The organism is Cellulosimicrobium cellulans, from assembly GCF_016907755.1.
Classification (GTDB): Bacteria; Actinomycetota; Actinomycetes; order Actinomycetales; family Cellulomonadaceae; genus Cellulosimicrobium; species Cellulosimicrobium cellulans_D.
Map to the genome: position 1 here is coordinate 1,143,931 of NZ_JAFBCN010000001.1, position 25,599 is coordinate 1,169,529.

General features: G+C 73.1%; 20 protein-coding genes. 14 read left to right on the forward strand and 6 right to left on the reverse strand.

Annotated features, from left to right (window positions below; all coding sequences use genetic code 11):
- Window positions 1–111 precede the first annotated feature (111 nt).
- From gdhA to JOE63_RS04995, 11 genes are all read left to right on the forward strand, one after another.
- Window positions 112–1,449, forward strand: a complete 1,338-nt coding sequence (gdhA, locus tag JOE63_RS04945) for an NADP-specific glutamate dehydrogenase (protein ID WP_204539621.1) — start codon at window positions 112–114, stop codon at window positions 1,447–1,449.
- An 82-nt stretch (window positions 1,450–1,531) separates the two neighbouring features.
- Complete coding sequence (locus JOE63_RS04950; protein ID WP_307839938.1) at window positions 1,532–2,329, forward strand: copper homeostasis protein CutC; 798 nt, start codon at window positions 1,532–1,534, stop codon at window positions 2,327–2,329.
- Between the two features lie 204 nt (window positions 2,330–2,533).
- Window positions 2,534–4,213: an ABC transporter substrate-binding protein gene (locus tag JOE63_RS04955; protein ID WP_087472740.1), complete on the forward strand. Its 1,680-nt coding sequence runs from the start codon at window positions 2,534–2,536 to the stop codon at window positions 4,211–4,213.
- Between the two features lie 46 nt (window positions 4,214–4,259).
- Entirely contained in the window at window positions 4,260–5,258 is a 999-nt protein-coding gene (locus tag JOE63_RS04960) for an ABC transporter permease (RefSeq protein ID WP_047231353.1), read from the forward strand.
- Complete coding sequence (locus JOE63_RS04965) at window positions 5,251–6,417, forward strand: ABC transporter permease (RefSeq protein WP_239576625.1); 1,167 nt, start codon at window positions 5,251–5,253, stop codon at window positions 6,415–6,417. The genes JOE63_RS04960 and JOE63_RS04965 overlap by 8 nt, the downstream gene beginning before the upstream one ends.
- The gene (locus tag JOE63_RS04970; RefSeq protein ID WP_204539624.1) at window positions 6,414–7,343 is read left to right on the forward strand and encodes an ABC transporter ATP-binding protein; all 930 of its coding nucleotides are present in this window, start codon (window positions 6,414–6,416) and stop codon (window positions 7,341–7,343) included. Before JOE63_RS04965 ends, JOE63_RS04970 begins: the two co-directional genes overlap by 4 nt.
- Window positions 7,340–8,224, forward strand: a complete 885-nt coding sequence (locus JOE63_RS04975) for an ABC transporter ATP-binding protein (RefSeq protein WP_204539627.1) — start codon at window positions 7,340–7,342, stop codon at window positions 8,222–8,224. Before JOE63_RS04970 ends, JOE63_RS04975 begins: the two co-directional genes overlap by 4 nt.
- 214 nt (window positions 8,225–8,438) lie before the next feature.
- Window positions 8,439–10,022, forward strand: coding sequence for an RNB domain-containing ribonuclease (locus JOE63_RS04980; RefSeq protein WP_307839940.1), 1,584 nt, complete (start codon window positions 8,439–8,441; stop codon window positions 10,020–10,022).
- A gap of 30 nt (window positions 10,023–10,052) precedes the next feature.
- Entirely contained in the window at window positions 10,053–10,424 is a 372-nt protein-coding gene (locus JOE63_RS04985; protein ID WP_204539631.1) for a sterol carrier family protein, read from the forward strand.
- Window positions 10,425–10,732: 308 nt separating this feature from the next.
- The gene (locus JOE63_RS04990) at window positions 10,733–15,493 is read left to right on the forward strand and encodes an ExeM/NucH family extracellular endonuclease (RefSeq protein WP_307839941.1); all 4,761 of its coding nucleotides are present in this window, start codon (window positions 10,733–10,735) and stop codon (window positions 15,491–15,493) included.
- Between the two features lie 172 nt (window positions 15,494–15,665).
- Window positions 15,666–16,151 (forward strand): hypothetical protein, encoded by a 486-nt coding sequence (locus JOE63_RS04995; RefSeq protein ID WP_204539633.1) that lies wholly within the window; start codon window positions 15,666–15,668, stop codon window positions 16,149–16,151.
- A gap of 32 nt (window positions 16,152–16,183) precedes the next feature.
- Here the strand turns inward: JOE63_RS04995 and JOE63_RS05000 are convergent, their stop codons facing one another.
- The 5 genes from JOE63_RS05000 to JOE63_RS05020 form a co-directional block, all read right to left on the reverse strand.
- The gene (locus JOE63_RS05000; RefSeq protein ID WP_204539635.1) at window positions 16,184–17,506 is read right to left on the reverse strand and encodes a hypothetical protein; all 1,323 of its coding nucleotides are present in this window, start codon (window positions 17,504–17,506) and stop codon (window positions 16,184–16,186) included.
- A 96-nt stretch (window positions 17,507–17,602) separates the two neighbouring features.
- A complete protein-coding gene (locus JOE63_RS05005) occupies window positions 17,603–18,634 on the reverse strand; it encodes a sulfate/molybdate ABC transporter ATP-binding protein (RefSeq protein ID WP_204539637.1) in 1,032 nt (343 codons plus the stop codon).
- Window positions 18,631–19,491, reverse strand: a complete 861-nt coding sequence (locus JOE63_RS05010) for a sulfate ABC transporter permease (RefSeq protein WP_087471005.1) — start codon at window positions 19,489–19,491, stop codon at window positions 18,631–18,633. The genes JOE63_RS05005 and JOE63_RS05010 overlap by 4 nt, the downstream gene beginning before the upstream one ends.
- Window positions 19,484–20,383 (reverse strand): sulfate ABC transporter permease subunit CysT, encoded by a 900-nt coding sequence (cysT, locus tag JOE63_RS05015; RefSeq protein ID WP_087471006.1) that lies wholly within the window; start codon window positions 20,381–20,383, stop codon window positions 19,484–19,486. Before cysT ends, JOE63_RS05010 begins: the two co-directional genes overlap by 8 nt.
- A 3-nt stretch (window positions 20,384–20,386) precedes the next feature.
- Window positions 20,387–21,445, reverse strand: coding sequence for a sulfate ABC transporter substrate-binding protein (locus tag JOE63_RS05020; RefSeq protein WP_087471007.1), 1,059 nt, complete (start codon window positions 21,443–21,445; stop codon window positions 20,387–20,389).
- Between the two features lie 308 nt (window positions 21,446–21,753).
- Here JOE63_RS05020 and purF point away from each other — a divergent pair, with 308 nt between their 5' ends.
- Window positions 21,754–23,301 carry an amidophosphoribosyltransferase gene (gene purF / locus JOE63_RS05025; RefSeq protein ID WP_087471008.1) on the forward strand — a complete coding sequence of 516 codons (1,548 nt, stop codon included), beginning with the start codon at window positions 21,754–21,756 and terminating at the stop codon, window positions 23,299–23,301.
- Window positions 23,302–23,377: 76 nt separating this feature from the next.
- A complete protein-coding gene (gene purM, locus JOE63_RS05030; RefSeq protein WP_204539639.1) occupies window positions 23,378–24,511 on the forward strand; it encodes a phosphoribosylformylglycinamidine cyclo-ligase in 1,134 nt (377 codons plus the stop codon).
- Between the two features lie 252 nt (window positions 24,512–24,763).
- Here purM and JOE63_RS05035 read toward each other — a convergent pair whose 3' ends face one another.
- Complete coding sequence (locus JOE63_RS05035; protein ID WP_047231363.1) at window positions 24,764–24,973, reverse strand: DUF3073 domain-containing protein; 210 nt, start codon at window positions 24,971–24,973, stop codon at window positions 24,764–24,766.
- A 408-nt stretch (window positions 24,974–25,381) separates the two neighbouring features.
- On the opposite strand from JOE63_RS05035, the gene JOE63_RS05040 reads away from it, so the two are divergent.
- Window positions 25,382–25,594, forward strand: a complete 213-nt coding sequence (locus JOE63_RS05040; protein WP_024839011.1) for a BldC family transcriptional regulator — start codon at window positions 25,382–25,384, stop codon at window positions 25,592–25,594.
- Window positions 25,595–25,599: the final 5 nt, after the last annotated feature.

Consider the following 25,599-nt stretch of genomic DNA (forward strand, 5'->3'; position numbering starts at 1 on the left):
AACCTGTGCGCGACCGCTGCGGGTGCGCAGGGAGTGAGACGCCGGTACGGGAACTTCTGGCACAGGCGTACCGTCAGCAGGAGTTTCCGCGAGTCCAGACGAGGAGAGCCCATGGACAGCCGACTGCAGTCCGTCTACGACGAGGTCCTGCGTCGCAACCCCGGCGAGGCCGAGTTCCACCAGGCCGTGCGCGAGGTCTTCGACTCGCTCGGCCCGGTGCTGCGCAAGCACCCGCGCTACGTCGAGGCGGCCGTCCTCGAGCGCGTGTGCGAGCCCGAGCGCCAGATCATCTTCCGGGTCCCGTGGGTGGACGACTCGGGCCGCGTGCAGATCAACCGCGGCTTCCGGGTCGAGTTCAACTCGGCGCTCGGCCCGTACAAGGGCGGCCTGCGGTTCCACCCGTCGGTCTACCTCGGGATCGTGAAGTTCCTCGGCTTCGAGCAGATCTTCAAGAACTCGCTCACCGGCATGCCGATCGGCGGAGGCAAGGGCGGGTCGGACTTCGACCCCCGCGGCCGCTCCGACGGCGAGGTCATGCGGTTCTGCCAGTCGTTCATGACCGAGCTGTACCGGCACATCGGCGAGAACACCGACGTCCCGGCCGGCGACATCGGCGTGGGCGGACGCGAGATCGGCTACCTGTTCGGGCAGTACAAGCGGATCACCAACCGCTACGAGTCCGGCGTCCTCACGGGCAAGGGCATCTCGTGGGGCGGGTCCCTCGTGCGCACGGAGGCCACCGGGTACGGCACCGTGCTCTTCGCGCAGAGCATGCTCGCCACGCGCGGGCAGGACCTCGACGGGCGGCGCGTCGTCGTCTCCGGCTCGGGCAACGTCGCGACCTACGCGACCGCCAAGGCCCAGCAGCTCGGTGCGAACGTCGTGGCGTTCTCCGACTCCTCCGGCTACGTCGTCGACGAGGCCGGCGTGGACCTCGACCTGCTCCGCCAGGTCAAGGAGGTCGAGCGTGGCCGCGTCGCCGACTACGCGGCCCGCCGCCCGGGGGCGCGCGTCGTCACCGACGGCTCCATCTGGGACGTGCCGTGCGACGTCGCGCTCCCGTGCGCGACGCAGAACGAGCTCGACGAGAGCGCGGCCAAGCAGCTCGTCGCGAACGGCGTCGTCGCGGTCGCCGAGGGCGCCAACATGCCGACGACGCCCTCCGCCGTCGCGCTCCTGCAGGAGGCGGGCGTGCTCTTCGCGCCCGGCAAGGCCGCGAACGCCGGCGGCGTCGCGACCTCGGCGCTCGAGATGCAGCAGAACGCGTCGCGCGACGCGTGGTCGTTCGAGTACACGGAGGAGCGGCTCGCGCAGATCATGGCGGGCATCCACGACCGCTGCGTCGAGACCGCCGACGAGTACGGCGCGCCCGGCAACTACGTGCTCGGCGCCAACGTCGCCGGCTTCACCAAGGTCGCCGACGCGATCCTCGCGCTCGGCGTCATCTGACCGTCGTCTACCCTGGCCCACGGCCGCCGTCGTGCACACCGCGCGACGTGACGGCCGTCGGACCGGACGACGGGAGAACGCAGTGACGACCACCGACCCGGAGGGCCCCGCAGTGCGCGCGGGCCGCGACGTCGTGCTCGAGCTCGCGGTGCAGGACCCGGACGGTGTCCGGGTGGCCGCCGCCGTGGGCGCCCGGCGGGTCGAGCTGTGCGTCGGCCTGGGCGCGACGGGCGGGCTCACGCCGAGCGCCGGGCTCGTGGAGGCGGCGGTCGTGGCCGCTGCCGACGCTGCGAGCGGCGGTCCCGCCGTCGAGGTGCACGTCCTCGTGCGACCGCGCCCGGGCGGGTTCGTCCTCTCGGACGCCGACCTCGACGTGCAGGTCCGCGACGTCCGGGCCGCGGTCGCGGCGGGTGCGGCGGGCGTCGTGGTCGGGGCGCTGACCCCGGACGGCCTCGTGGACGTCCCTGCCGTGCGCGCCCTCGTCGAGGCCGCGGGCGGTCGCGAGGTGACGTTCCACCGCGCGGTCGACGTCGTCGCGGACCCGCTGGCGGCCCTCGACGCGCTCGCCGACGCGGGGGTGGTCCGCGTGCTCACGTCGGGCGGTGCGGCGCGCAGCATCGACGGCGTCGAGCGCCTGCGGGCCATGGCGGCGTACGCCCGCGGACCCCTGGGCGGCCGTGTCCAGGTCATGGCCGGCGGGGGAGTGCGGCCCGGGGACGTCGGCGCGCTCGTGGCCGCCGGCGTGGACGCCGTGCACCTCTCCGCGAAGCGCGTCGTCGCGGACGACGCCGGGCCCGGCGGCGGCGGCGACGCCGGCTACGAGGTCACGGACCCCGAGGTCGCCGCGGCGGCGCGCGCGGCGATCGACGCCGCGCTCTAGCGACCTCTCCGGCCGGTCCCCGTCACGCGGGGGCCGGCCGTCGCTGTGCCCGGGGGCGGCCTGGATCGGGCATGTCTCAGTTAGGTAACTTTCCTGTCGTATTCGTCGATGGCCTCGCATCGATTAGTTAGTGTTCCTGCCACACGCCTCCGGGCGCCACGACGAACGACGCGACGACGCGTCGTCCACGCGAAAGGACCGATGATGATTCGAAGCACGGCGCGCAAGCGTCTGCTCACGGCGGTTGCGCTCGTGACCGGCGTGACCCTCATGGCGACGGGCTGCTCCGGCTCCGGGAACGGCGACGGCGACGAGACCGCCGACGGTGGGCGCACGCTGAACGTGTGGGCCGGTACGCAGACGCCGATCGTCGCGAACTTCAACCCGTACTCGCCGAACCCGCTGCACGCGGCGAACGGTGCGATCTACGAGCCGCTCTTCTACTACAACAAGGCGCAGGCCGGCCCGCCGGAGCCCCGCCTCGGCGAGTCGTTCGAGTGGTCGGAGGACGGCACCGAGCTCACGGTGAAGCTCCGCGAGGGCGTCAAGTGGACCGACGGCGAGGACTTCGACGCCGACGACGTGGTCTTCTCCCAGACCAACGAGGCCGCCAAGCGCGACTTCGTGATCTCGGTCGAGGCCGTCGACCCGTACACCGTGACGTGGACGTTCGACTCGCCGCAGTTCACCTCCGAGGTCCAGATCCTCGGCACGTCGCTCGTCGTGCCGGAGCACATCTGGTCCGAGGTCGACGACCTCGTGACGTTCGCGAACGAGAACCCGGTCGGCACCGGCCCGTTCAAGGCCGACGCGGTCACCGAGGCGGCCTACACGGTCGTCGCGAACGAGGACTACTGGGACGGCGCCCCGAAGGTCAAGAAGGTCCGCTACCTCGGCATCGACGCGAACCAGAGCGCCGAGGACCTCATGACCACGGGCAAGGTCGACTGGACCGCGATGTTCGTCGCGGACCCCGACCGCATCACCGAGGACGGCCGCCTCACGATGATCAACACGCCGCAGGACCCGACGACGATCTACACCTGCGTGTCCGTCGACCTCGGCTGCACCGGCCCGCAGACCGACGTCGCGGTGCGCCAGGCGATCAACCTCGCGATGGACCGCCAGGAGATCAACGAGAAGGCGTTCGCGGGCCTCGCGGCGACGGCGTCCCCGACGTTCGCGCTGCTCGGCCGGGACGACCGCTGGATCTCGCCCGACGTCGAGGCGGAGAGCCCGCAGACGGCCGACGCCGCGGCGGCGTCGAAGGTCCTCGAGGACGCCGGCTACACCAAGGGTGCGGACGGCATCTACGAGAAGGGCGGCCAGAAGGTCGAGCTGACCCTCATCACGGTCGACGGCTGGAACGACTACAACGCCGTCGGTGACCTGCTCGTCGAGCAGGCGAAGGCCGCCGGCATCTCGATCGTCCACAACAAGGTCACGCAGCAGGAGATGTCGGACGCGCGCGTCGCGGGCACCTACCAGCTCATGGTCGGCGGCATCACGGGCCCGTCGCTGGACGACCCGTTCAGCATCTACCGCCAGTGGATGACGACGGACTACACGCGTCCGGTCGGCGAGGTCATGGAGTCCGGCCTCTTCAACTACGTGCGCTACACCAACCCGACGGTCGACGCCGCGGTCGAGGCGGCCGCCTCGACGAACGACGAGGCCGCGAAGCAGGAGCAGTACGCGGTCATCCAGGAGGAGATCGTCCGCGACCTGCCCTACATCCCCGTCGTCGTGAACGCCTCGCAGACGTTCATGGACACGAAGGACTTCACGGGCTGGCCGACCGAGGACGACCTCTACGCCTTCCCGCCGTCGTGGAGCACGGTCTCGCTGGGCGTCGTGCTCTCGAAGCTCGAGCCGACGAGCTGATGCGACCGCGCCGAGGAGGAGGACCGGGGAACGAGGGACACGCATCATGAGGTACTACGCACGACGGATCACGTTCTACGTGATCACCCTCTGGGCAGCGGTCTCGCTGAACTTCCTGATCCCGAAGCTCATGCCTGGTGACCCCAAGCAGATCTTCATCGACAAGTTCCTGCGCAAGGGCGGCGAGCTGACGCCCCAGATGCAGAACAGCATCGACCTCCTCTTCGGCGCGGACGGCGACGCCTCCCTGTGGGACCAGTACGTGGACTACTGGGGGCGTCTGTTCCAGGGAGATCTCGGGATCTCCATCACCTACTACCCCCAGCCCGTCACCGAGCTGATCGGCCAGGCCCTCCCCTGGACGGTCGGGCTCGTGGGACTCGCGACGATCATCTCGTTCGTCCTGGGTGTCGGGCTGGGGGCGTGGGCCGGCTGGAAGCGCGGCACGTGGGTGGACAGCATCATCCCCGCGTCGACGCTCCTCCAGGCGGTGCCCTACTTCTGGCTCGCCCTCATCCTCGTCTCGGTCTTCTCGGTCTCGACCGGGTGGTTCCCGCGGATCGGCAGCTACGACATCTTCGGCTTCGACAACGGCCCGGAGTGGTCGTGGGCGTTCGTCGGCAGCGTGATCTACCACGGGTTCCTGCCCGCGCTGACGATCGTGCTCTCGTCCGTGGGGGGCTGGCTGCTCGGGATGCGCAACATGATGGTGTCCACGCTGTCCGAGGACTACGTCACGACGGCCGAGGCCAAGGGCCTGCGCCGCATGCGCGTCGCGATCACCTACGCGACCCGCAACGCCGCGCTCCCGTCGTTCGCCGGGTTCGGCGTCGCGCTGGGGTTCGTCGTGGCGGGGTCGGTGGTCATGGAGCAGGTGTTCAGCTACCCGGGTCTGGGCAAGCTCCTGTTCAACGCGGTCCAGGCGAGCGACTTCGCGCTCATGCAGGGCACGTTCCTCGTGATCACGCTCGCCGTGCTCGCCGCGAACTTCCTCATGGACATCATCTACGGATTCATCGACCCGAGGGCGCGCGCCAATGTCTGACAACATCCGCGACACGGAGATCGTGACCCCCGCCGCCGACGCGGCACCCGTGGCCACGGTCGTGGCCGACGGCCTCGCGCCGGCGACGACGACCGAGGGGATCGTCCCGGACGTGCGGGACGTTCCTGCGGCGCTCGACCAGGACGCCCCCGCCGCGCCCGCGCGCCGGGGCCTGCGGGCGATGCTCCCGCGGCGGTCCGGCAAGCTCACCGCGGGGATCGTCCTCGTGGTCGGCATCCTGCTGTTCACGTTCGTCGCGCCGTTCTTCACGCAGGACCCCCGCTCCACGGCGAACGCGCGGTTCCTGCCGCCGAGCGCCGAGCACCTGCTCGGCACCAACCACATCGGGAACGACATCTTCGCCCAGGTGGCGTACGGCGGGCAGGGCTCGCTCATGGTGGGTCTCGTCGCCGGCGCGATCGCGCTCGTGCTGTCGATCGTGTTCGGCATCGTCGCGGGGTACCGCGGGCGGTTCACCGACGAGGCGCTCTCGCTCGTCACGAACATCATGCTCGTCATCCCGGGCCTGCCGCTGATCATCGTCATCTCGGCGTACCTGCAGACGCGGTCGCTCATCATCGTGGCCGTGATCCTCGGCCTGACGGCCTGGCCGGGCGCGGCGATCGTGCTCCGGATGCAGGCGAAGTCGCTGCGCGCCCGCGACTACGTGTCCGCGGCGCGGGTCGCGGGGGAGAAGACGCCGCGGATCATCCTCGTGGAGATCTTCCCCAACCTCCTGCCGCTGCTCACGGCGCAGTTCCTCGGCGCGGTGCTCCTCGCGATCCTCGCCGAGGCGGGGCTGTCGTTCCTCGGGCTCGGCCCGTCGGGCTCGATCACGTGGGGCACGATCCTCAACCAGGCGAGCGCGAACAACGCGCTGAGCCTCGGCATGTGGTGGTGGTTCGTCCCGCCGGGCCTGCTCATCGCGCTCTTCGGCTGCGGGCTCGCGCTCATCAACTTCAGCCTGGACGAGATCATCAACCCCCGGCTGCGCCTCGGCCCGGCCGCGGTCAAGAGCGTGCGCAAGGCCCGCAAGGCCGGCCTCGCCGCGGACGCGGACCCCGACGCCGCGGGGTCCGACGCCCCCGGCGCCGACGGCGGCGACCCTGACGGCACGGACACCGACGCCGACGACGCGAAGGAGACGGTGGGCGCATGACCGCCACGACCACGGCCGCCGGGCCGCTGACCAGCGACGGCCACGCCGCCTACCTCGTCGGCAAGGAGCCGGTGCTCACCGCGCGGCACGTCTCGATCGACTACGAGGTCGAGCCGGTCGTCCACGCCGTCAAGGACGTGTCGCTCACGCTGCACCGTGGCGAGATCCTCGGCCTCGCGGGCGAGTCGGGCTGCGGCAAGACGACGCTCGCGTACGGGATCAACCGCCTCCTCAAGCCCCCGGCGCTCCTGACGTCCGGGACGGTGACGTTCCACGACCAGGACGGCGGCGACGTCGACGTCGTCGCGCTCTCCGGTGACGCCCTGCGTGCGTTCCGGTGGGACAAGGTCTCCATGGTGTTCCAGGGCGCCATGAACTCGCTCAACCCGGTCATCAGCGTGCGCGACCAGCTCGGGGACGTCCTCAAGACCCACCGGCCGGGGATGTCGCGCAGGGACCGGGCGACCCGGTCCGCGGAGCTCCTCGAGCTCGTGGGGGTCGACCCGCTGCGCCTCGACAGCTACGCGCACGAGCTGTCGGGCGGCATGCGGCAGCGCGTCATGATCGCGATGGCGCTCGCGCTCAACCCGCAGGTCATGATCATGGACGAGCCGACGACGGCGCTCGACGTCGTCGTCCAGCGCGGGATCCTGCGCGAGATCATGCGGCTGCGCGAGCAGCTCGGGTTCGCCGTCGTGTTCATCACGCACGACCTCCCGCTCCTGCTGGAGATCAGCGACCGCATCGCGGTGATGCTCCGCGGCGAGATCGTCGAGATCGACACGGCGGAGTCGATCTTCGAGGGCGCCCAGCACCCGTACACGCGACGCCTGCTGGGCTCGTTCCCGAGCCTCACGGGCGACCGCGGCTCGTTCGTCCGCACGGGCGAGGGCACCGGCGAGAGCCAGGAAGGACCGCACGCATGAGCACCCTCGAGGTCCGCAACCTGGTCAAGGACTTCTCGATCCGCAAGGGGCTGCGCCGCACGCGCCTGCGCGCGGTGAACGACGTGTCGTTCACCCTGGAGCCGGGCAAGACGATCGCGGTCGTCGGGGAGTCCGGCTCGGGCAAGTCGACGGTGGCGCGCATGATCGCCCAGCTCGAGACGCCGACGTCGGGCGAGATCCTGCTGGACGGCACGCCGTCGGCGACCCGAGGCCGGGGCCTCGACGCCTACCGGCACGACGTGCAGATGGTGTTCCAGGACCCGTTCGCGTCGCTCAACCCGTTCCACACGGTGGGCCACCACCTCGAGCGGCCGCTGCGCCTGCACAAGGTCGCCCGCGGGCGGGAGGCGCTCGACGCGCGGGTCCACGAGCTCCTGGAGCGCGTGAACCTCACCCCGGCGCCCGTGTTCGCGGCCAAGCAGCCGCACGAGATGTCGGGCGGGCAGCGCCAGCGGGTCGCGATCGCCCGGGCCCTCGCGCCGGGTGCGCGCTTCCTCGTGGCCGACGAGCCGGTGTCGATGCTCGACGTGTCGATCCGCCTCGGGGTGCTCAACCTGCTGGCGCGCCTGCAGCGCGAGGAGAACCTCGGGGTCCTCTACATCACGCACGACCTCGCGACCGCGCGGCACTTCAGCGACGAGATCCTCGTGATGTTCCGGGGGAACGTCGTCGAGCGCGGGCCGTCGGACCAGGTGATCCTCGACCCCCAGCACGACTACACGAAGCTGCTCCTCGGCGCTGCGCCCGAGCCCCAGAACCACGGGAGGCTCCGCGAGGAGGTGCGCCGCGAGCTCGCGGCGGCCGCGACAGGCTCGGGCGACGACGCCGCACGGGACCGGTTCGGCACCCGCGGGATGTGAGACCGGCGCACCCGTCGCCCGCTCGATCCGGGCGGCGGGTGCTGCCTCGACCGTACGCGTCGGTGGTGGCGCGTACCCGTCGCGCGGGCCAGGTCTGTCGGACGCCCTGGCCCGCGCGCCCTCCTGCGCACGCACGGTCGTCCCCGACCCGGAGGCAGCTCGGGAGGCGGTCGGGCGGCAGACGGCCCGGCGGCGGATGGGTAGGGTCGGGCTCGTGCCCGCCCGTCATCTGCTCCTCGCCCGCCCCGCCGAGACCCCGGCGCCGACGCCCTCCGTGGACCCGGCCGCCACCGTGACCGGCGCGCTCGCGGCGCTGCGCCGCGAGATGGAGATCCCGGAGTCGTTCCCCGCCGCGGTGCTCGCCGAGGCGGAGGCCGTCGTCCGCGACGGGGGCGCCGTCGTCGGCGACGGCCGTGTCGACCTGCGGGACGTGCCGTTCGTGACGATCGACCCGCCCGGGTCGATGGACCTCGACCAGGCGCTCCACCTCGAGCGCGCCGGGGACGACCCGGCAGGTCCCGCGGGTGCGGCCTTCGTGGTGCACTACGCCATCGCCGACGTCGGCGCGTTCGTCGCGCCGGGCGGGGCGATCGACGCGGAGGTGCACGAGCGCGGGACGACCCTCTACGCGCCCGACGGCCGTACCCCGCTGCACCCCGCGGTGCTCTCCGAGGGGGCGGCGAGCCTCCTGCCGGACCAGGAGCGCCCGGCGGCGGCGTGGCGCGTCGTGCTGGACGCGCGCGGCGAGATCCTCGACGCGACGGTGCGCCGCGCCGTCGTGCGGTCGACGCGGCGACTCACCTACGACGAGGCCCAGGCCACGATCGACGCGGGCGGGTCCGAGGACGCGGGCGGGGCCGCGCTCCTGCTGCTCCGCGAGGTGGGCGAGCTGCGGCTCGCGCGCGAGCGCGAGCGCGGGGGAGTGTCGCTCGAGGTGCCGGAGCAGGAGATCGTCACGCGCGACGACGGCGCGTTCGGCCTCGAGTTCCGGTCGACCCTCCCGGCCGAGGGGTGGAACGCCCAGATCTCGCTGCTCACGGGGATCGCGGCGGCGCGCCTCATGCGCGCGGGCGGCGTCGGCGTCTTCCGCGCGCTGCCGGAGGCCGACCCGCGCGACCTCGCGCGCCTGCGGCGCACCGCGCGCGCCCTCGGCATCGACTGGCCGCGCGAGACGGCGTACGCGGACCTCGTGCCGACCCTCGACTCGCGCGTCCCGCGCCACGCGGCCTTCCTCAACGAGGCGACGTCGCTCTTCCGCGGGGCGTCGTACGAGGCGTTCGGGGGGACGGGCCAGGAACCCGGCGTGCCCGACGACGCTGCGCACGCCGCGATCGGCGCCGAGTACGCGCACGTCACCGCGCCGCTGCGACGGCTCGTGGACCGGTACGGCACGGAGGTCTGCCTCGCGCTGTGCGCGGGCGTTGAGGTGCCGCGCTGGGTGCTCGACGCGCTGCCCGGGCTGCCGCGCACGATGGCGCGGACGGGCCAGCGCGCGGGGTCGTACGAGCGCGCGATCGTCGACGTCGTCGAGGCGGCGCTGCTGAGCGGGCGCGAGGGGGAGGAGTTCGACGGCGTCGTCGTCGACGTCGAGGACGACCGGGAGCGCGGCCGGCGCCTCGAGCGGGAGGGCGGCGACGCGTCGGGTGCGCGGCGCGGCCAGGTGGTGCTCACCGACCCCGCGGTCCGCGCGCCGGTCGAGAGCACCGAGGGCGCCGACCTCCCGCTCGGCGACCCCGTGCGCGCGACGCTGCGCGAGGCGTCGGTGGCGGAGCGCCGCGTCCGGTTCACCGTCGGCTGAGGGTGGGCGGGGCGACCTAGGCTGGTCCTCGTGCCCGCCCGACGACGTACCGACCCGGCCGCCGGCCGCCTCGCCCTCGCGGCGTGGCGCGCCGACCCCGCCGACCGCAGGGCCGTGACGACCGCGGTGCGGTTCACGCTCGAGGAGCTCGCGGACGTGGCGCCCGGGCACACGGTCGAGGTGCGCGTGCCGCCGGCAGGCGCGGTGCAGGCGGTCGAGGGCCCTCGGCACACGCGAGGGACGCCGCCCAACGTCGTGGAGACGGACCCGCAGACGTGGCTCGGCCTCGTGACCGGCGCGCTCGCGTGGGCCGAGGCCGTCGCCGACGGCCGTGTCCGCGCGTCGGGCGAGCGGTCCGACATCTCGTGGCTCCTGCCGCTCCAGGCGGCACGCCCTCGCTGAGGTCGCGCTCCGGACCGGGCGTCCGGGACGGGTGTGTTACCGGTGCGTAACGTTCTCGCCCCCAGGTCTGGCGGCGCGCGACGCGGAGGGCTAGCGTCCGATGATGATCGGCCGCCGTCCGTGCGGGCGCTCGCGGCACGACGACGTGCGGCGACGTTCTCGCGGCGGTGACGTGGCAGCAACCGCCCGTTCATCCAGGTGGGGTGCGATGTCCTGCGGAGGCAGGGCGTCGACCCGTCCGAGTCGTGGACTGGATCGATGGACGCGCGACTGCTGCCCGGCCGTCCGCACGAGATGAAGGAGTCAGCGTGACCGACCACCAGCACCTGCGGCGACGGAGGGTGGTGGCGGGCACGTTGACCGTGGCCCTCGCCGCGCCGCTCTCCGTCGCGGCGGCCACCGCCGCGAGCGCGGCGCCCGACGGGTCGGGCCTCGTCATCAACGAGGCCTACCTGAGCGGCGGCAGCGCCAACGCCCCCTACACCCACAAGTTCGTCGAGCTGTACAACCCCACGCAGGCGGCGATCGACCTCTCCGGCATGTCGCTCCAGTACCGCTCGGCGACGGGGACGGGCGCCTTCACCGGCGTCACGCCGCTGACCGGTACGGTCGCGCCCGGGGGCTACTTCCTCGTGCAGGGTGGCTCCAACGGGTCGACCGGCGCGGCGCTGCCGACGCCGGACGCGACCGGGGGCCTCAACCCGTCGGGCACGACGGGCACCCTCGCGCTCGTGCGCTCCACCTCGGCGGTCACGTTGCCCGCGGGCAACGCCGCGGGTGCCGCGAACGTCGTGGACCTCGTCGGGTACGGGACGTCGAACACGTTCGAGACCGCCGTGAGCCCCGCGCCGTCGGCCAACAACGTGCCGGCGTCGATCAACCGCACCGGGTTCGCGGACACGGACGACAACAGCAAGGACTTCACGCTCTCCAGCAGCGTCACCCCGCAGAACAGCGGTGACGACGGCGGCGGACCGGGCCCCGAGCCGGGCGAGGTCGTCCCGATCGCGGAGATCCAGGGCACCGGTGCGACGAGCCCCCTCGTCGGCCAGACCGTCACGACGCGCGGCGTCGTCACCGCCACCTACCCCACCGGCGGCTACGACGGCTTCTACCTGCAGACCGAGGGTACGGGCGGCGACCTCGACGCCTCGCACACGGCGTCGGACGCGATCTTCGTCTACTCCAAGGCCGGGGCCGCGGCCGTGCAGGTCGGCGACCACGTCGAGGTCACGGGCGCGGTGTCCGAGTACTTCACGCTGACGCAGATCACGCCCGCGGCGGGCGGCTGGACGGTCCTCGACGAGGCGGCCGAGGCGGTCAAGCCCGCGAACGTCGCGTTCCCCGCGACCGACGCCGCGCGCGAGGTGCTCGAGGGCATGCTCGTGCAGCCCGCGGGCGACTACGTCGTCGCGGACAACTACGACACGAACTTCTACGGCTCGTTCCTGCTCGCCGCGGGCACGGACCCGTTCGTCCAGCCGACGTCGGCCGGGCGTCCGGGCAGCGCGGAGGCCGCGGCCGCCGTCGCGGACCGCGCGGCGCGCGGTGTCGTGCTCGACGACGGGGCGACGACCAACTTCAACAACACGGCGAACAAGGGCATCCCGCTCCCGTACCTCACGGGCGGGGCGCCGGCGCGCGTCGGCGCGGGCGTGTCCTTCACGACGCCGGTCATCCTCGACTACCGCTTCGACGCGTGGACGTTCCAGCCGCTCACGCAGCTCACCGCGGGTGACGGCGGGAACGCCGCCACGGTGCAGCCGGCCTCGTTCGCGAACACGCGCGAGGACGCCCCGGCCGAGGTCGGGGGCGACCTATCGGTCGCGACGTTCAACGTGCTCAACTACTTCACGACGACGGGCGACCAGCTCACGGGCTGCACGTACTACACGGACCGCGCGGGCAACCCGATCACGGTCAACCGTGGCTGCGACGCCCGCGGCGCGGCGAACGCCGAGAACCTCGAGCGCCAGGAGACCAAGATCGTCGCGGCGATCGACGCGCTCGACGCCGACGTCGTCGCGCTCATGGAGATCGAGAACTCGACGCCGTTCGGCAAGGACCGCGACCAGGCGCTCTCGGACCTCGTCGACGCGCTCAACGAGGCCGCGGGCGCCGACGAGTGGGCGTTCGTCCCGTCGCCGGCCGCGCTGCCGGACGAGGAGGACGTGATCCGGCTCGCGTACATCTACCAGGTGGACGCGGCCGAGCCGGTCGGGGACTCGCGGATCCTGCTCGACGACCCGGCGTTCGTCAACGCGCGCGAGCCGCTCGCGCAGGTGTTCCAGCCGGCAGGCGGGGTCTCCGAGGGTGACGACGCCGCGGGCGACGACGTGCTCGTCGTCGCGAACCACCTCAAGTCGAAGGGCTCCGGCACGCCCGTGCTGCCCGGCGACGAGGACTCGGGCGACGGCCAGGGCGCGTTCAACGCGTCGCGCGTCGCGCAGGCGACGGCACTCGTCGGCTTCGCGGAGGACGTCGCGGCGGACGCGGGCACGGACAAGATCCTGCTCGCGGGCGACTTCAACTCGTACTCCCAGGAGGACCCGCTCGAGGTCCTCAAGGACGCGGGCTACGCCGACCTCGGCGAGACGACCGGCGAGCACACCTACCTGTTCGACGGGTACGTCGGCTCGCTCGACCACGTGTTCGCCTCGGCGGGCGCGGCGAGCGCCGTCACCGGCACGGACGTGTGGAACATCAACTCGGTCGAGCCCATCGCCAACGAGTACAGCCGGTACAACTACAACGCGTCGATCCTCTACGACACGACGCCGTTCCGGTCGTCCGACCACGACCCGGTGCTCGTCGGCCTCCAGCTCGGCGACGCCGGGCCGGGCACCACGCAGCTCGACCTGCTGGCGATCAACGACTTCCACGGTCGCATCGACGCCAACACCGTGAAGTTCGCGGGCACGATCGAGCAGCTGCGCGCGGCGAACCCCGACGGGACGGCCTTCGTCTCGGCGGGCGACAACATCGGCGCCTCCCTGTTCGCGTCGGCGCTCCAGCAGGACCAGCCGACGATCGACGTGCTGAACGCGCTCGACCTCGCGGCCTCCGCCGTCGGCAACCACGAGTTCGACCAGGGCTTCGCGGACCTCACGGGCCGTGTGAGCGACGAGGCCGACTGGGCCTACCTGGGCGCGAACGTGTACGACAAGGGCACGACGAACCCGGCACTGCCCGAGTACCAGGTGGTCGAGATCGACGGGCTCGACGTCGGCTTCGTGGGCGTCGTGACCGAGGAGACCCCGACGCTCGTCACGCCGTCGGGCATCGCGGACCTGGACTTCGGGGACCCGGTCGAGGCGCTCAACCGCGTCACCGCCCAGCTCCAGGACGGCGACCCGGCGAACGGCGAGGCGGACGTGGTCGTGGGCCTCGTCCACGAGGGTGCGTCGGCGGGCACGCCCGACGGCGCGACGCTCGAGGAGGAGGTCGCCGCGGGCGGCGCCTTCGCGGACATCGTCAACGGGACCGACGCGCGCGTCGCGGCGATCTTCACGGGCCACACCCACAAGCAGTACGCGTGGGACGCGCCCGTCCCGGGCGTCCCGGGCAAGACCCGCCCGATCGTCCAGACCGGCAACTACGGCGAGTTCATCGGGCACGTGTCGCTCACCGTGGACACCGCGACCCACGAGGTCACGGCGTACACGGCGCAGAACGTCGCGCGCACGACGACGGACGACGCGACGCTCGTCGCGACGTACCCGCGGGTCGCGGCGGTCAAGACGATCGTCGACGCGGCGCTCAAGCAGGCCGACATCATCGGCGCGCAGCCGGTGGGTGAGGTCACGGCGGACATCACGACGGCGTACTCCGGCGGCTCCTACACCGGTCCCGGCGGGACGTACGTGGGCTCGGGCCCGCTGCCGACCACGGGCCGCGACGACCGCGCCTCCGAGTCGACGCTGGGGAACCTCGTCGCCGACTCGCTCCTCGCCACGCTGTCCGACCCGGCGCGTGGCGGGGCCGACATCGGCGTCGTCAACCCGGGCGGGCTCCGCAACGAGCTCTTCCACAACGGCGACGGCGTCATCACCTACGCCGAGGCCAACGCGGTGCTGCCGTTCGTCAACAACCTGTGGACCGTGACCCTCACGGGCGAGCAGGTCGTCGAGATGCTCGAGCAGCAGTGGCAGACGAACGCCGACGGCACGCGCCCGTCGCGTCCGTACCTCGCCCTGGGGCTCTCGGACAACGTGTCGTGGACGGCGGAGACCGCCGACGCGAACGCGACCCCGGGGAGCAACGTCTCGTCGGTGACGATCAACGGGGAGCCGATCGACCTCGCGGGCGAGTACCGCGTGGCGACGTTCTCCTTCCTCGCGACCGGTGGCGACAACTTCCGGGTGTTCACCGAGGGCACGGACCCGCGCGACTCCGGTCTGGTCGACCGGGACGCGTGGATCGCGTACCTGCAGCAGAGCTCGCCCGTGTCGCCGTCGTTCGACCGGTCGCGCGTGGTGGTCGACGCGCTGCCCGGCACCGTGACCGCGGGCGACGACGTGAGCGTGGGGCTCTCGGGCCTCAACCTCACGTCGCTCGGGTCGCCGTCGAACACGACGGTGGACGGCTACCTCGTCGCGGCGGACGCCACGTTCGACCCGGCGAACCCGGGCACCCCGGCGGGCACCGCCACGGTGACCGGCGGGGCGGCGACGCTGACGGCGACGGTCCCGGCCGACGCCGCGGCGGGCGACTACGACCTCTGGGTCGTGGCCGCGCCGAGCGGCACGACCGCCCGGATCCCGGTCACGGTCGAGGCCGCGGCCCCGACGGTGGTGCTCGAGAACCTCGAGGCTTCTGCCCGCTGCATGGGGAAGTTCGTCCACGTCGCGGTCCGGGCGACCAACGGCGAGGACGTTCCGGTCGAGGTCGTCGTCGAGACGCCCTACGGCTCCAAGCGGTTCCCGAACCTCCAGCCGGGCAAGAACGCGTACCAGTCGTTCAATACCCGGGCCACGTCGGTCGAGGGCGGGACGGTGACTTTCACCGCCACGCTGGACGGCGTGACGCAGGAGTACGAGGTCCCCTTCCAGGGCCAGACCTGCGGCTGACGGTTCGCTGACGCCGTGCGGCGCCGCCGACGAGGCGGCGCCGCGTCCCGCGACCCGGGTCCCGTCCGACGGGCCCGGGTCGCGGTGCGTCCGGGCCCGGCGGGCGAGACGCCCGAGCCCGCCCGTGCTCGGGCGCACGGGGCTCTCAGCAACCGCGGGTAGGGTCGTGGTCGTGAGCCCCGAGCAGTCCCCCGTGCCCGACGCCGACGCCCCCGACGGGTCGGCGGTACCCGACGCGGTGCGCGACACAGCGCCCGACGTGGAGCCCGGCGCCGCGCCGTCGTCGCCCCTCGCGTCCGCAGGTGCCGAGGGCGCCGTGCCCGCGGGCGCGGCCGGGACGGGCCGCGCCGAGCGCGAGGCCGAGGCCGAGGACGCGACCGAGGCGGCGGACGAGGTCGAGATCGAGACCGTCGTGGATCCGACGACGGTCCGCCGCGCGCCGCGCTACGGGGCGTTCTTCACCGTCGGCGTGGTGCTGGGCACGGTGCTCGGCCTCGGGATCGGCGGCGCCTGGCTGCAGTCGCCCGCCGCCGCCCCGGTCTTCAAGCCGGGCGTGTACTTCACCGTCATCGTCGTCACGTGCGCCGCGCTCGGCGCGTCCGTCGCGGGCCTGTGGGCGGTCCTCGCAGACCGGCGGAGCCTGCGCGGGCGCCGCTGACCCGTCCCGTCACCGCGTGCCGGGCCCGGGCGTCAGCCGGGTCCGTCGTCGCCCACGTGCCAGCGCTCGCGCACCAGCGCGCGGTAGCGCGCCGACCGCGCCACGCCGACCACGACGACGCAGAGCGCCGCGAGGGTCACGGCGACCAGGACCGCCGCCGTGGCAGCGGACGGCACCGCGTCGACCAGGAGCGTGACGCCGCCGCCCGACATGCTGGCCAGGACGGAGGGCGCGAGCATCCCGGAGCCCGCCAGGAGCACGAGGGCGACCGTCGTGGACGCCGACCAGGGGGACAGGAGCTCCCGGACGACGTCGTCGGCGGGCGGTGCGGACGGCTCCGGGGAGCGCAGGAGCGCGAGACCCGCCCGGCGCTGCCGTCCCTGTCGTGACACCGGGAGCAGGAGCCACACCGCGCCGACGAGCAGCGCCGCCCCGACCAGCGCACCGCCCACGCCGACGAGGACGTCGATCGACACCTCGCCCACCGGCCCGTAGTACCGGTCCGGACCGAACTTGCGCGGGTGCCGCATCCACAGGCCGACCAGGAACAGGACGAGGCCGACCAGGCCGGCACCGCCCAGCACGGCGGCCGCCCGGTCGTTCCGGAGCGCGGTGCGACCGGCCGGGCGCACGGGTGCCGACGGGCCGAGCGCGGCGCGGCGACGACGCTCGGCCTCCTCGGCGAAGCGCACCTCGTTCGGACCCCACGTCGTGCGTACGACGTCCTGCCAGGCGGACCAGCGCGTGCGCAGCCCGGGCAGGAGCAGCAGGCCGGTCGCGGTCACGACCCCGACCACGGCGGAGACCACGACGGTCGGGGTGCGCTCGGCGTCGTCGCGGTCCATCGCGAAGAGCCCGACCGCTCCGGCGAGGAGCGCGAGGACGAGGTACGTCCAGGCGAGCCCGGCGAGCGCCCCCGCCGGGCTCGACTCCGCCACGCGCTTCCGCACCGAGTGCGGCGGGACGTCGGTGCGGGGCCGGTCCTCGGCCAGCAGGGCGCGGGTGACGGCGAGCGTCGCCGCGGCGTGCGCCGGCACGAAGACCGGCACGGTGACGGCGAGGACCAGGACCCACCAGCCGATCGTCGAGCGCAGGACCTCGTCGGCCTCGTACCGCCCGCCGGAGACCAGCTCACCGCCGACGAGCCCGAGCCCGAGGAGGACGAGGAAGCCCAGGACCGTGCCGACGAGGAACGCCCCGACGCCTGCCGTGAGGCCGTCGAGCCGGACCGGGCCCGCGGCGGCGCGGACCTCCACGAACCGGTAGGCCGCCCGCTCGCGGCGGTGCCGAGGTCGGCCGTCGCGGTCACGGTCGTCGCCGTCCCGGTGCGCGGGGTCGACGCGAGAGGGAGCCACGCCGGCAGGATAGCGACCCGTCCGCGGCGTCGGGGCGGCACCCGGGCCGCGACGGGGCCGCGTCGGGGCCGCGTCGGGGCGGTGCGGGACCGCGGGTCAGCCAGGGACCGACGCGCCGACCGGCCGGGGAGCGACGGACGTCGGCGCGCCCTCGGCCGGGGCGAGCCGGACGGCGACGCCCGGCGCGAGACCCAGCGTCCGGGCCTCCGCGCGGGTCACGACGACGGACACCACCTCGTCCTCGGTGGCCACCTCGGCACGCACCTCGAACCCGACGCGCGTCGTGCGGGTCACGACCCCGGTCACGGGGCCGCCCGGGCGCGACGGCACCGCGCCGTCCACGGTGCCGTCCGCGGTGCCGTCGGGCAGCACCTCGACGTGCACGTCGTGGGGGCGGACGAGGACGCCGCCGAGCCGGGTCACCGGGCCGAGGAAGCTCATCACGAAGTCGTTCGCGGGGCGGTCGTAGAGGTCGTCGGGCGTGCCGACCTGCTCGATGCGGCCCTCGTTGACGACGACGATCTCGTCCGCGACCTCCAGCGCCTCCTCCTGGTCGTGCGTGACGAACACCGTGGTCACGGGGATCTCGTCGTGCAGACGGCGCAGCCAGTCGCGCAGCTCCTTGCGGACCTTGGCGTCGAGCGCGCCGAACGGCTCGTCGAGCAGCAGGACGCTCGGCCGGATCGCGAGCGCCCGCGCGAGCGCCATGCGCTGGCGCTGGCCGCCGGAGAGCTGCGACGGCAGCCGGTGCGCGAAGCTCTCGAGGTGCACGAGGCGCAGGAGCTCGTCGACGCGCTCGGCGACCTCGGCCTTCGGGGTGCGCCGGATCTCGAGCCCGAACGCCACGTTCCGCGCGACGCTCAGGTGCTTGAACGCCGCGTAGTGCTGGAAGACGAAGCCCACGTTGCGGCGGCGCGCGGGCAGGTTCGTCGCGTCGCGGCCCTCGATCTCGATCTCGCCGGCGTCGGGCACCTCGAGCCCGGCGACGACGCGCAGGAGCGTCGACTTGCCGCCGCCGCTCGGGCCGAGCAGCGCGGTGAGGCGACCGGTGGGGACGGACACGGAGACGTCGTCGAGCGCGACGAAGTCGCCGAAGGTCTTGCGGACGTTGCGGATCTCGATGCTCATGCGTCGGCCTCCGTGGGGGCGGCGGTTCGGGGGGCGGTGCGGCGGGTGCGGGAGCCGCCGGCGTCGTCGGAGCGGAGGAAGGTCACCGCGACGATGCACGCGACGGACACGGACGCGAGGAGGAACGCGACCGCGTAGGCGGTGCCCTGCTCGAAGTCCTGGTAGCGCTGCTCGACGAGGAGCGTGGAGGTCTGGGTGCGGCCCTCGAAGTTGCCGGAGACCACCTTGACGGCGCCGAACTCGCCGAGGGCACGGGCGAGCGTGAGCACGACGCCGTAGACCACCGCCCACTTGATCGCGGGCAGCGTGATGCGCCGGAAGGTCTGGAACCAGGTCGCCCCGAGGCTCGTCGCGGCGAGCTCCTCGTCGGTGCCGAGCTCGGTGAGGACGGGCACCACCTCGCGGATGACGAGCGGGAGGCACACGAACGCCGTCGCGAGGACGATGCCCGGCGGCGCGAAGATCACCTGGAGCCCGGCGTCCTCGAGCGCGCCGCCGAACCAGCCGTTCTTCCCGTACACGAGGACGAGCGAGAGCCCGACGACGATGGGGGAGACCGACAGCGGGAGGTCGAGCAGCGCGTTGAGGAGGGCCTTGCCCGGGAAGTCGTAGCGCACGATGAGCATCGAGATCCCGACGCCGAAGACCGTGTTGATCAGCACGACCTGCACCGCGACGGCGGCGGTGAGCTGGAGGGCGAAGACGACGGACGGGTCGGTGAGGGCGCGCTGGAACGTCTCGAGCCCGTCCGCGAACGCGCCGCGCACGACGAGCGAGACGGGCCACCCGACGAGCAGCACCAGGTACACGACGACCACGGCGCGCAGCGTGCGGCGCACCCAGGGGGAGCTATCCACGGCGGGCCACCCTTCGCTGGAGGAGCTGGATCGTCGCGATGACGAGGAGAGACACGAGCAGGAGCACCGACGCGACGGCCGCCGCCTGCTCGGGCTGGCCGTTCTCCAGGTAGCTGAGGATGCGGACCGAGCCGACCTCGGTGCGCATCGGCAGGTTGCCGGAGAGCAGGACGAGCGCGCCGTACTCGCTGATCGCGCGCGCGAACGACAGGGCCGCGCCCGCGGTGATCGCGGGGGCGAGCGCGGGGAGGACGACGCGGCGGAAGGTCGTGAAGCGGGTGGCGCCGAGCGACGCGGCGGCCTCCTCGACGTCGCGGTCGAGCTCGGCGAGCACGGGCTGCACGCTGCGCACCACGAAGGGCAGCGTGACGAAGAGGAACGCGAGGAAGACGGCGGCGCGCGTGTTGGCGACGTCGATCCCGAGCGGTCCCGAGGGCCCGTAGAGCGCGAGCAGCACGAGGCCGGCGACGATCGTCGGGAGGGCGAACGGGATGTCGATGAGGACCTCGAGGAGCCGCTTCCCGGGGAACCGGTCGCGCACGAGGACCCAGGCGATGAGCGTGCCCATGACGACGTTGACGGCCGTCACGGCGAGCGCCTGCGTGACGGTGAGGGTCAGCGCCGCGGCGGTCTGCGGCTGCGTGACCGCGGCGGCGAACGCCGGCCAGCCGCCGACCGACGTCTCGACGAGCACCGCGACGAGGGGGACGAGCGCGAGCGCCGAGAACCACACGAGCGCGACCCCGAGCCCGAGACCGGAAGCCGGGGTGAGGCGGTAGGGACCGTTGGGCGTCCGGCGTGCCGGCCGGACCCGGCGCGGCCGTGACGCGGCCGGAGCCGGGCGGCGCTCGCGCGCCGCCCGGCCCGGTCGTTCAGCGAGGGTCGAGGACACGGGTCACTGCTTCCCGGTCTCGGCCTGGATCTTCGTCACGAGGCCCTCGTCGCCGAAGAACTTGTCGTTCGTGGCCGACCAGCCGCCGAAGTCGTCGGCGATGGTGAGGAGCGTCGGGACGGCCGGGAACGGGTCGCTCGGGTCGTTGGCGCCCTCGACGTCGAAGTCGACGTCGCCGGTCAGGGGGCGGAAGCCCACGTGCGCGAACGCCTCCTGGCCCTCGGGCGTGAGCACGAAGTCGAGGTAGCTCTGGGCCTTCGGGTCGGCGTCGACCGTCACCGCTGCCGGGTTCTCGATGAGGAGCGTCTGGTCCGGGACGACGTAGTCGAACGTCTCGCCGTTCTGCCGCGCGAGGATCGCCTCGTTCTCGTAGGAGAGGAGGACGTCGCCCGTGCCGGACGTGAACGCGGTCGTCGCGTCGCGACCGCTGCCCGGGAGCGCGACGGCGTTGGTGAAGAACTTCCGCAGGTACTCGGTCGCGTCCTCCTCCGAGCCGCCGTTCGCGATGACGCTGCCCCAGCCGGCGAGGATGTTCCAGCGGGCCGAGCCGGACGAGCCGGGGTTGGGGGTGACGATCTCGACGCCGGGCTGGACGATGTCCTCCCAGCTCTGGATGTTCTTCGGGTTGCCCTCGCGCACCACGAGCACGACGACGGACTGGCTGACGATGCCCTTGTTCTCGCCCGCGTTCCAGTCGTCGGCGACGAGGCCGGCGTCGACGAGGCGCGTGACGTCGCCCTCGAGCGAGAAGTGCACGTAGTCGGCCTCCAGCCCGTCGGCGACGGCGCGGCTCTGGTCGCCGGAGGCGCCGTACGACGTCTCCCACGTGACGCCCTGGCCGTCCTCGGTCTCGCCCCACAGCTCCTGCGCGGCGTCGTTGCCCGCCTTGGGCACGGCGAAGCCGACCAGGGAGAGGGTCGTGGGCTCGACGTCGGAGCTCGCGTCGCCGCTCGCGTCACCACCGCCCGACCCGTCGACGGCGGTCGGCGCGCAGGCGGTGAGGACCAGGGCGGTGGCTGCCGCGGCAGCCGCGAGGGTGATCGTCGTCCGGAGGCGTCGCATGGTGTCGTCCTTCGTCGGGGTCCCGGGGAAGCCGGGAACGGGTGGTCGTGCAGGGGCGGAGCGGGGCTCGGTCAGGTGATCGAGCGGGACGGCCGGGGCAGCCTGCGTGATACTCGACTGCCGCGGTCGGGTAAGTCGAGATTCAAGCGCGGCGTTCCCACGCAGCGAAACCCCTGCCCGACAGGTGGGACGACGTAACGCCTCCGTGAACGCCTGCCCCGACGGCACCGCGGCCGCGCGCGCGGGCCTGCCGTCCGCATGACCTCGCGCTTCGGTCCCGACGCGCCTGCTGTGGGACACTGAGGTACGTGGCCCCCCGCGGAGATGGACTTCTCAACCACGACCTCATGCCCGGCGAGAAAGGCCCCCAGGACGCCTGCGGCGTCTTCGGTGTCTGGGCGCCCGGCGAAGAGGTCGCCAAGCTCGCCTACTTCGGGCTGTACGCGTTGCAGCACCGAGGCCAGGAGTCGGCCGGCATCGCCACCAGCAACGGTGAGCAGATCCTGGTCTACAAGGACATGGGACTCGTCTCCCAGGTGTTCGACGAGACGGCCCTCAACGCCCTGACGGGGCACATCGCCGTCGGGCACTGCCGGTACTCGACCACGGGCGGCGTGACGTGGGAGAACGCCCAGCCGACGCTCGGCGCCACCGCGTCCGGGACCGTCGCGCTCGGGCACAACGGCAACCTCACCAACTCCGCGGAGCTCGTCAACCTCGTCGCGGAGCGCTACGGCAGCCAGCGCCGCGGCGAGCTCGCGCGCGGCAACACCACGGACACGGCGCTCGTCACCGCGCTCCTCGCGGGCGACGCGGACCACACGCTCGAGGCCACGGCGCTCGAGGTGCTGCCGCGCCTGCGCGGCGCCTTCTCGCTCGTCTTCATGGACGAGCGCACCCTCTACGCCGCGCGCGACCCGCAGGGCGTGCGTCCGCTCGTCCTCGGCCGCCTCGAGCGCGGCTGGGTCGTCGCGAGCGAGACGCCGGCGCTCGACATCGTCGGCGCGTCGTTCGTGCGCGAGGTCGAGCCGGGCGAGCTCATCGCGATCGACGCGGACGGCCTGCGCTCGCAGCGCTTCGCGCCCGCCGAGCGCGCGGGCTGCGTCTTCGAGTACGTCTACCTCGCGCGCCCTGACACCTCGATCAACGGCCGCTCCGTGCACGCTGCGCGGGTCGAGATGGGTCGCCAGCTCGCGCGCGAGCACTCCGTCGACGCCGACCTCGTCATCCCCGTCCCCGAGTCCGGCACGCCCGCCGCGGTGGGCTACGCCGCCGAGTCGGGCATCCCGTTCGGCCAGGGGCTGACCAAGAACGCCTACGTCGGGCGCACGTTCATCCAGCCGTCGGACACGCTGCGCCAGCTCGGCATCCGGCTCAAGCTCAACCCCCTGCGCGACGTCATCCGCGGCAAGCGCCTCGTCGTCGTCGACGACTCGATCGTGCGCGGCAACACGCAGCGCGCGCTCATCCGCATGCTCCGCGAGGCCGGGGCGGCCGAGGTGCACGTGCGCATCAGCTCGCCGCCCGTGAAGTGGCCGTGCTTCTACGGCATCGACTTCGCGTCGCGCGCCGAGCTCATCGCCAACGGCCTCTCGCCCGACGAGATCGGGCAGTCGCTCGGCGCCGACAGCCTGGGCTACATCTCGACCGAGGGCATGATCTCGGCGACCGAGCAGCCGTCGTCGCAGCTCTGCACCGCGTGCTTCACGGGGAAGTACCCCATCGAGCTGCCGCCCGACGACCAGCTCGGCAAGCACCTCCTCGAGCAGGCCGAGCTCCCGCTCGGCGCGCCCGAGGACGGGCTGCGCAGCCTGGCGGTGACCGCCGGCGGGGCCGGCGCGCTCCAGCACCCGTGAGCTCACCCCTGATGCCGAACCGAGACCACCCGCACCACCGGCGCGTGCGCCGCGAGACCTCCTTGGAGCCGACACCGTGACTGCCGACTCGCCCCAGACGGGCCTCACCTACGCCGCCGCGGGCGTCGACACCGAGGCCGGTGACAAGGCCGTCGAGCTCATGAAGGACGCCGTGCGCCGCACCCACGGACCGCAGGTGCTCGGTGGCGTCGGTGGCTTCGCGGGCCTCTACGACTTCTCCGAGGTCGTGACCTACCGTCGCCCCCTGCTCGCGACGTCGACCGACGGCGTGGGCACCAAGGTCGCGATCGCCCAGGCGCTCGACGTCCACGACACGATCGGGTTCGACCTCGTCGGCATGGTCGTGGACGACATCGTCGTGGTGGGCGCCAAGCCCCTGTTCATGACGGACTACATCGCGTGCGGCAAGGTCGTGCCCGAGCGCATCGCGGGCATCGTCCGCGGCATCGCGGCGGCCTGCGAGGTCGCGGGCACCGCGCTCGTGGGCGGCGAGACCGCGGAGCACCCTGGTCTGCTCGGTGCGGACGAGTACGACGTCGCCGGCGCGGCGACGGGCGTCGTCGAGGCCGACAGGCTGCTCGGCCCCGAGCGCGTCCGTGAGGGCGACGTTCTCGTCGCCATGGCCTCGTCGGGCCTGCACTCGAACGGGTACTCGCTCGTGCGCGCCGTGCTCAAGCACGCGGGCTGGGGCCTCGAGCGGCACGTGGACGAGCTCGGGCGCACGGTCGGCGAGGAGCTCCTGGAGCCCACGCGCGTGTACGCGAGCGACTGCCTCGCGCTGGCCGCCGACGACGCCGCGCAGGTCCACGCGTTCACGCACGTCACGGGCGGCGGGCTCGCCGCGAACCTCGCGCGCGTGCTGCCCGCCGGGCTCGTCGGCGTCGTGGACCGCGCGAGCTGGGACGTCCCGCCGGTCTTCCGCCTCGTGCGCGAGCTGGGTGGCGTGCCGCGCGGCGACCTCGAGAACACGCTCAACCTCGGCGTCGGCATGGTCGCGGTCGTCGGCGCCGACGGCGTCGACGCCGCGCTCGCCCGCTGTGCCGCGCTCGGCGTCCCCGCCTGGGTGCTCGGCGCGGTCGAGGCCTTCGACCCGGCTGCGGCCCGGGACGTCGCGGACGGCGACCTCGTCGCCGGCACCAAGGGTGTCCAGGCGGGCGCCGTGCGCCTCGTCGGCGACTACCGCGCCTGAGCTCCGCTCTCCCCGGGCGGGTCCGGCACCTGCCTGCCCGCTCGGGGATGCCGTTCTGCGCCGGGTCGCGACGACGTCAGGGCACGACGACGGCCACGGTGCGGAGACCTCGGGGCGGGGCGCTGGTCCGGTGCGCGAGCGCACGGGTCACGAACGACGACCGCGCCGTCGCCTACCGAGGGCAGGGGACGGCGCGGTCGAGGTCGAGACGCTTCCGCGCGAGATCGCGGAGAGGAAGGTGGTCGGCGACCGTCAGCGGTCGTCGGACCAGTCGTTGTAGCGCTGGTCGTAGCGCTCGAGGTCGTCCGACGACTCGGCGCCGAAGCGCGAGTCCGTCACGACATCCGTGTGGCTGTGACCGGTGAGCTCTTGCTCGAGCGCACTGTAGTTCGTCTCGGGGCTGTAGTACTTCAGCGCGCGAGCGACCTTGGTCTGCTTTGCCTTCTGACGGCCGCGGCCCATGGCTCCGACCCCCTCAACGTAGAAGCGGGGCGGCTACGTGCTCAGACGTGCGGCCCCGGGGTGTAGTTTCGTCTGTTCAGGGTCCAACGGTACATGCTCAGGGCCTATTCCATCCACTCAGAAGACCGCGACGGGCTGCGGACGTGCCCACCGTCACAGAGTCTCCACGAGCGGGGGCAGGTGCCCGCGTCCGGAGGGCCCTGCGTGTGGTCGAGGAGCCCGGGCCCCGCACGGCTCGTAAGCCGCACGAGCGCCTATCCGGCCGATCCGACCATAGGCGGCCTAATTCACCCGTCCGTCAAGTCGCCCGAAATCCGCATGCTGCGACAATGGAGGGTACTGGCGTCGTGCTGTCGTCGTGATCCGGGGTATCTGCCGGACCAGCGCGTACCAGGAGGAGGTGTCGTGATGTCCATGCACGGAGAGTCCGAGGTTCTGCTCACGCCCGCCGAGGTCGCCAGCCTGTTCCGCGTCGACCCCAAGACGGTCACCCGCTGGGCGAAGGCGGGCAAGCTCTCGTCGATCCGCACGCTCGGGGGGCACCGCCGCTACCGCGAGTCCGAGGTCCGGGCGCTGCTCGGCGCCGCCAGCGAGCCCGCGGAGGGCACCGACAAGTCCTGACCCGT

Excerpts from the sequence above, each read along its gene's own strand:
- gdhA (WP_204539621.1), top strand. The coding sequence starts at position 112 with ATGGACAGCCGACTGCAGTCCGTCTACGACGAGGTCCTGCGTCGCAAC.
- JOE63_RS04955 (WP_087472740.1), top strand. The coding sequence starts at position 2,534 with ATGATTCGAAGCACGGCGCGCAAGCGTCTGCTCACGGCGGTTGCGCTC.
- JOE63_RS04960 (WP_047231353.1), top strand. The coding sequence starts at position 4,260 with ATGAGGTACTACGCACGACGGATCACGTTCTACGTGATCACCCTCTGG.
- JOE63_RS04965 (WP_239576625.1), top strand. The coding sequence starts at position 5,251 with ATGTCTGACAACATCCGCGACACGGAGATCGTGACCCCCGCCGCCGAC.
- JOE63_RS04970 (WP_204539624.1), top strand. The coding sequence starts at position 6,414 with ATGACCGCCACGACCACGGCCGCCGGGCCGCTGACCAGCGACGGCCAC.
- JOE63_RS04975 (WP_204539627.1), top strand. The coding sequence starts at position 7,340 with ATGAGCACCCTCGAGGTCCGCAACCTGGTCAAGGACTTCTCGATCCGC.
- JOE63_RS05005 (WP_204539637.1), bottom strand. The coding sequence starts at position 18,634 with ATGAGCATCGAGATCCGCAACGTCCGCAAGACCTTCGGCGACTTCGTC.
- JOE63_RS05020 (WP_087471007.1), bottom strand. The coding sequence starts at position 21,445 with ATGCGACGCCTCCGGACGACGATCACCCTCGCGGCTGCCGCGGCAGCC.
- JOE63_RS05035 (WP_047231363.1), bottom strand. The coding sequence starts at position 24,973 with ATGGGCCGCGGCCGTCAGAAGGCAAAGCAGACCAAGGTCGCTCGCGCG.
- JOE63_RS05040 (WP_024839011.1), top strand. The coding sequence starts at position 25,382 with ATGTCCATGCACGGAGAGTCCGAGGTTCTGCTCACGCCCGCCGAGGTC.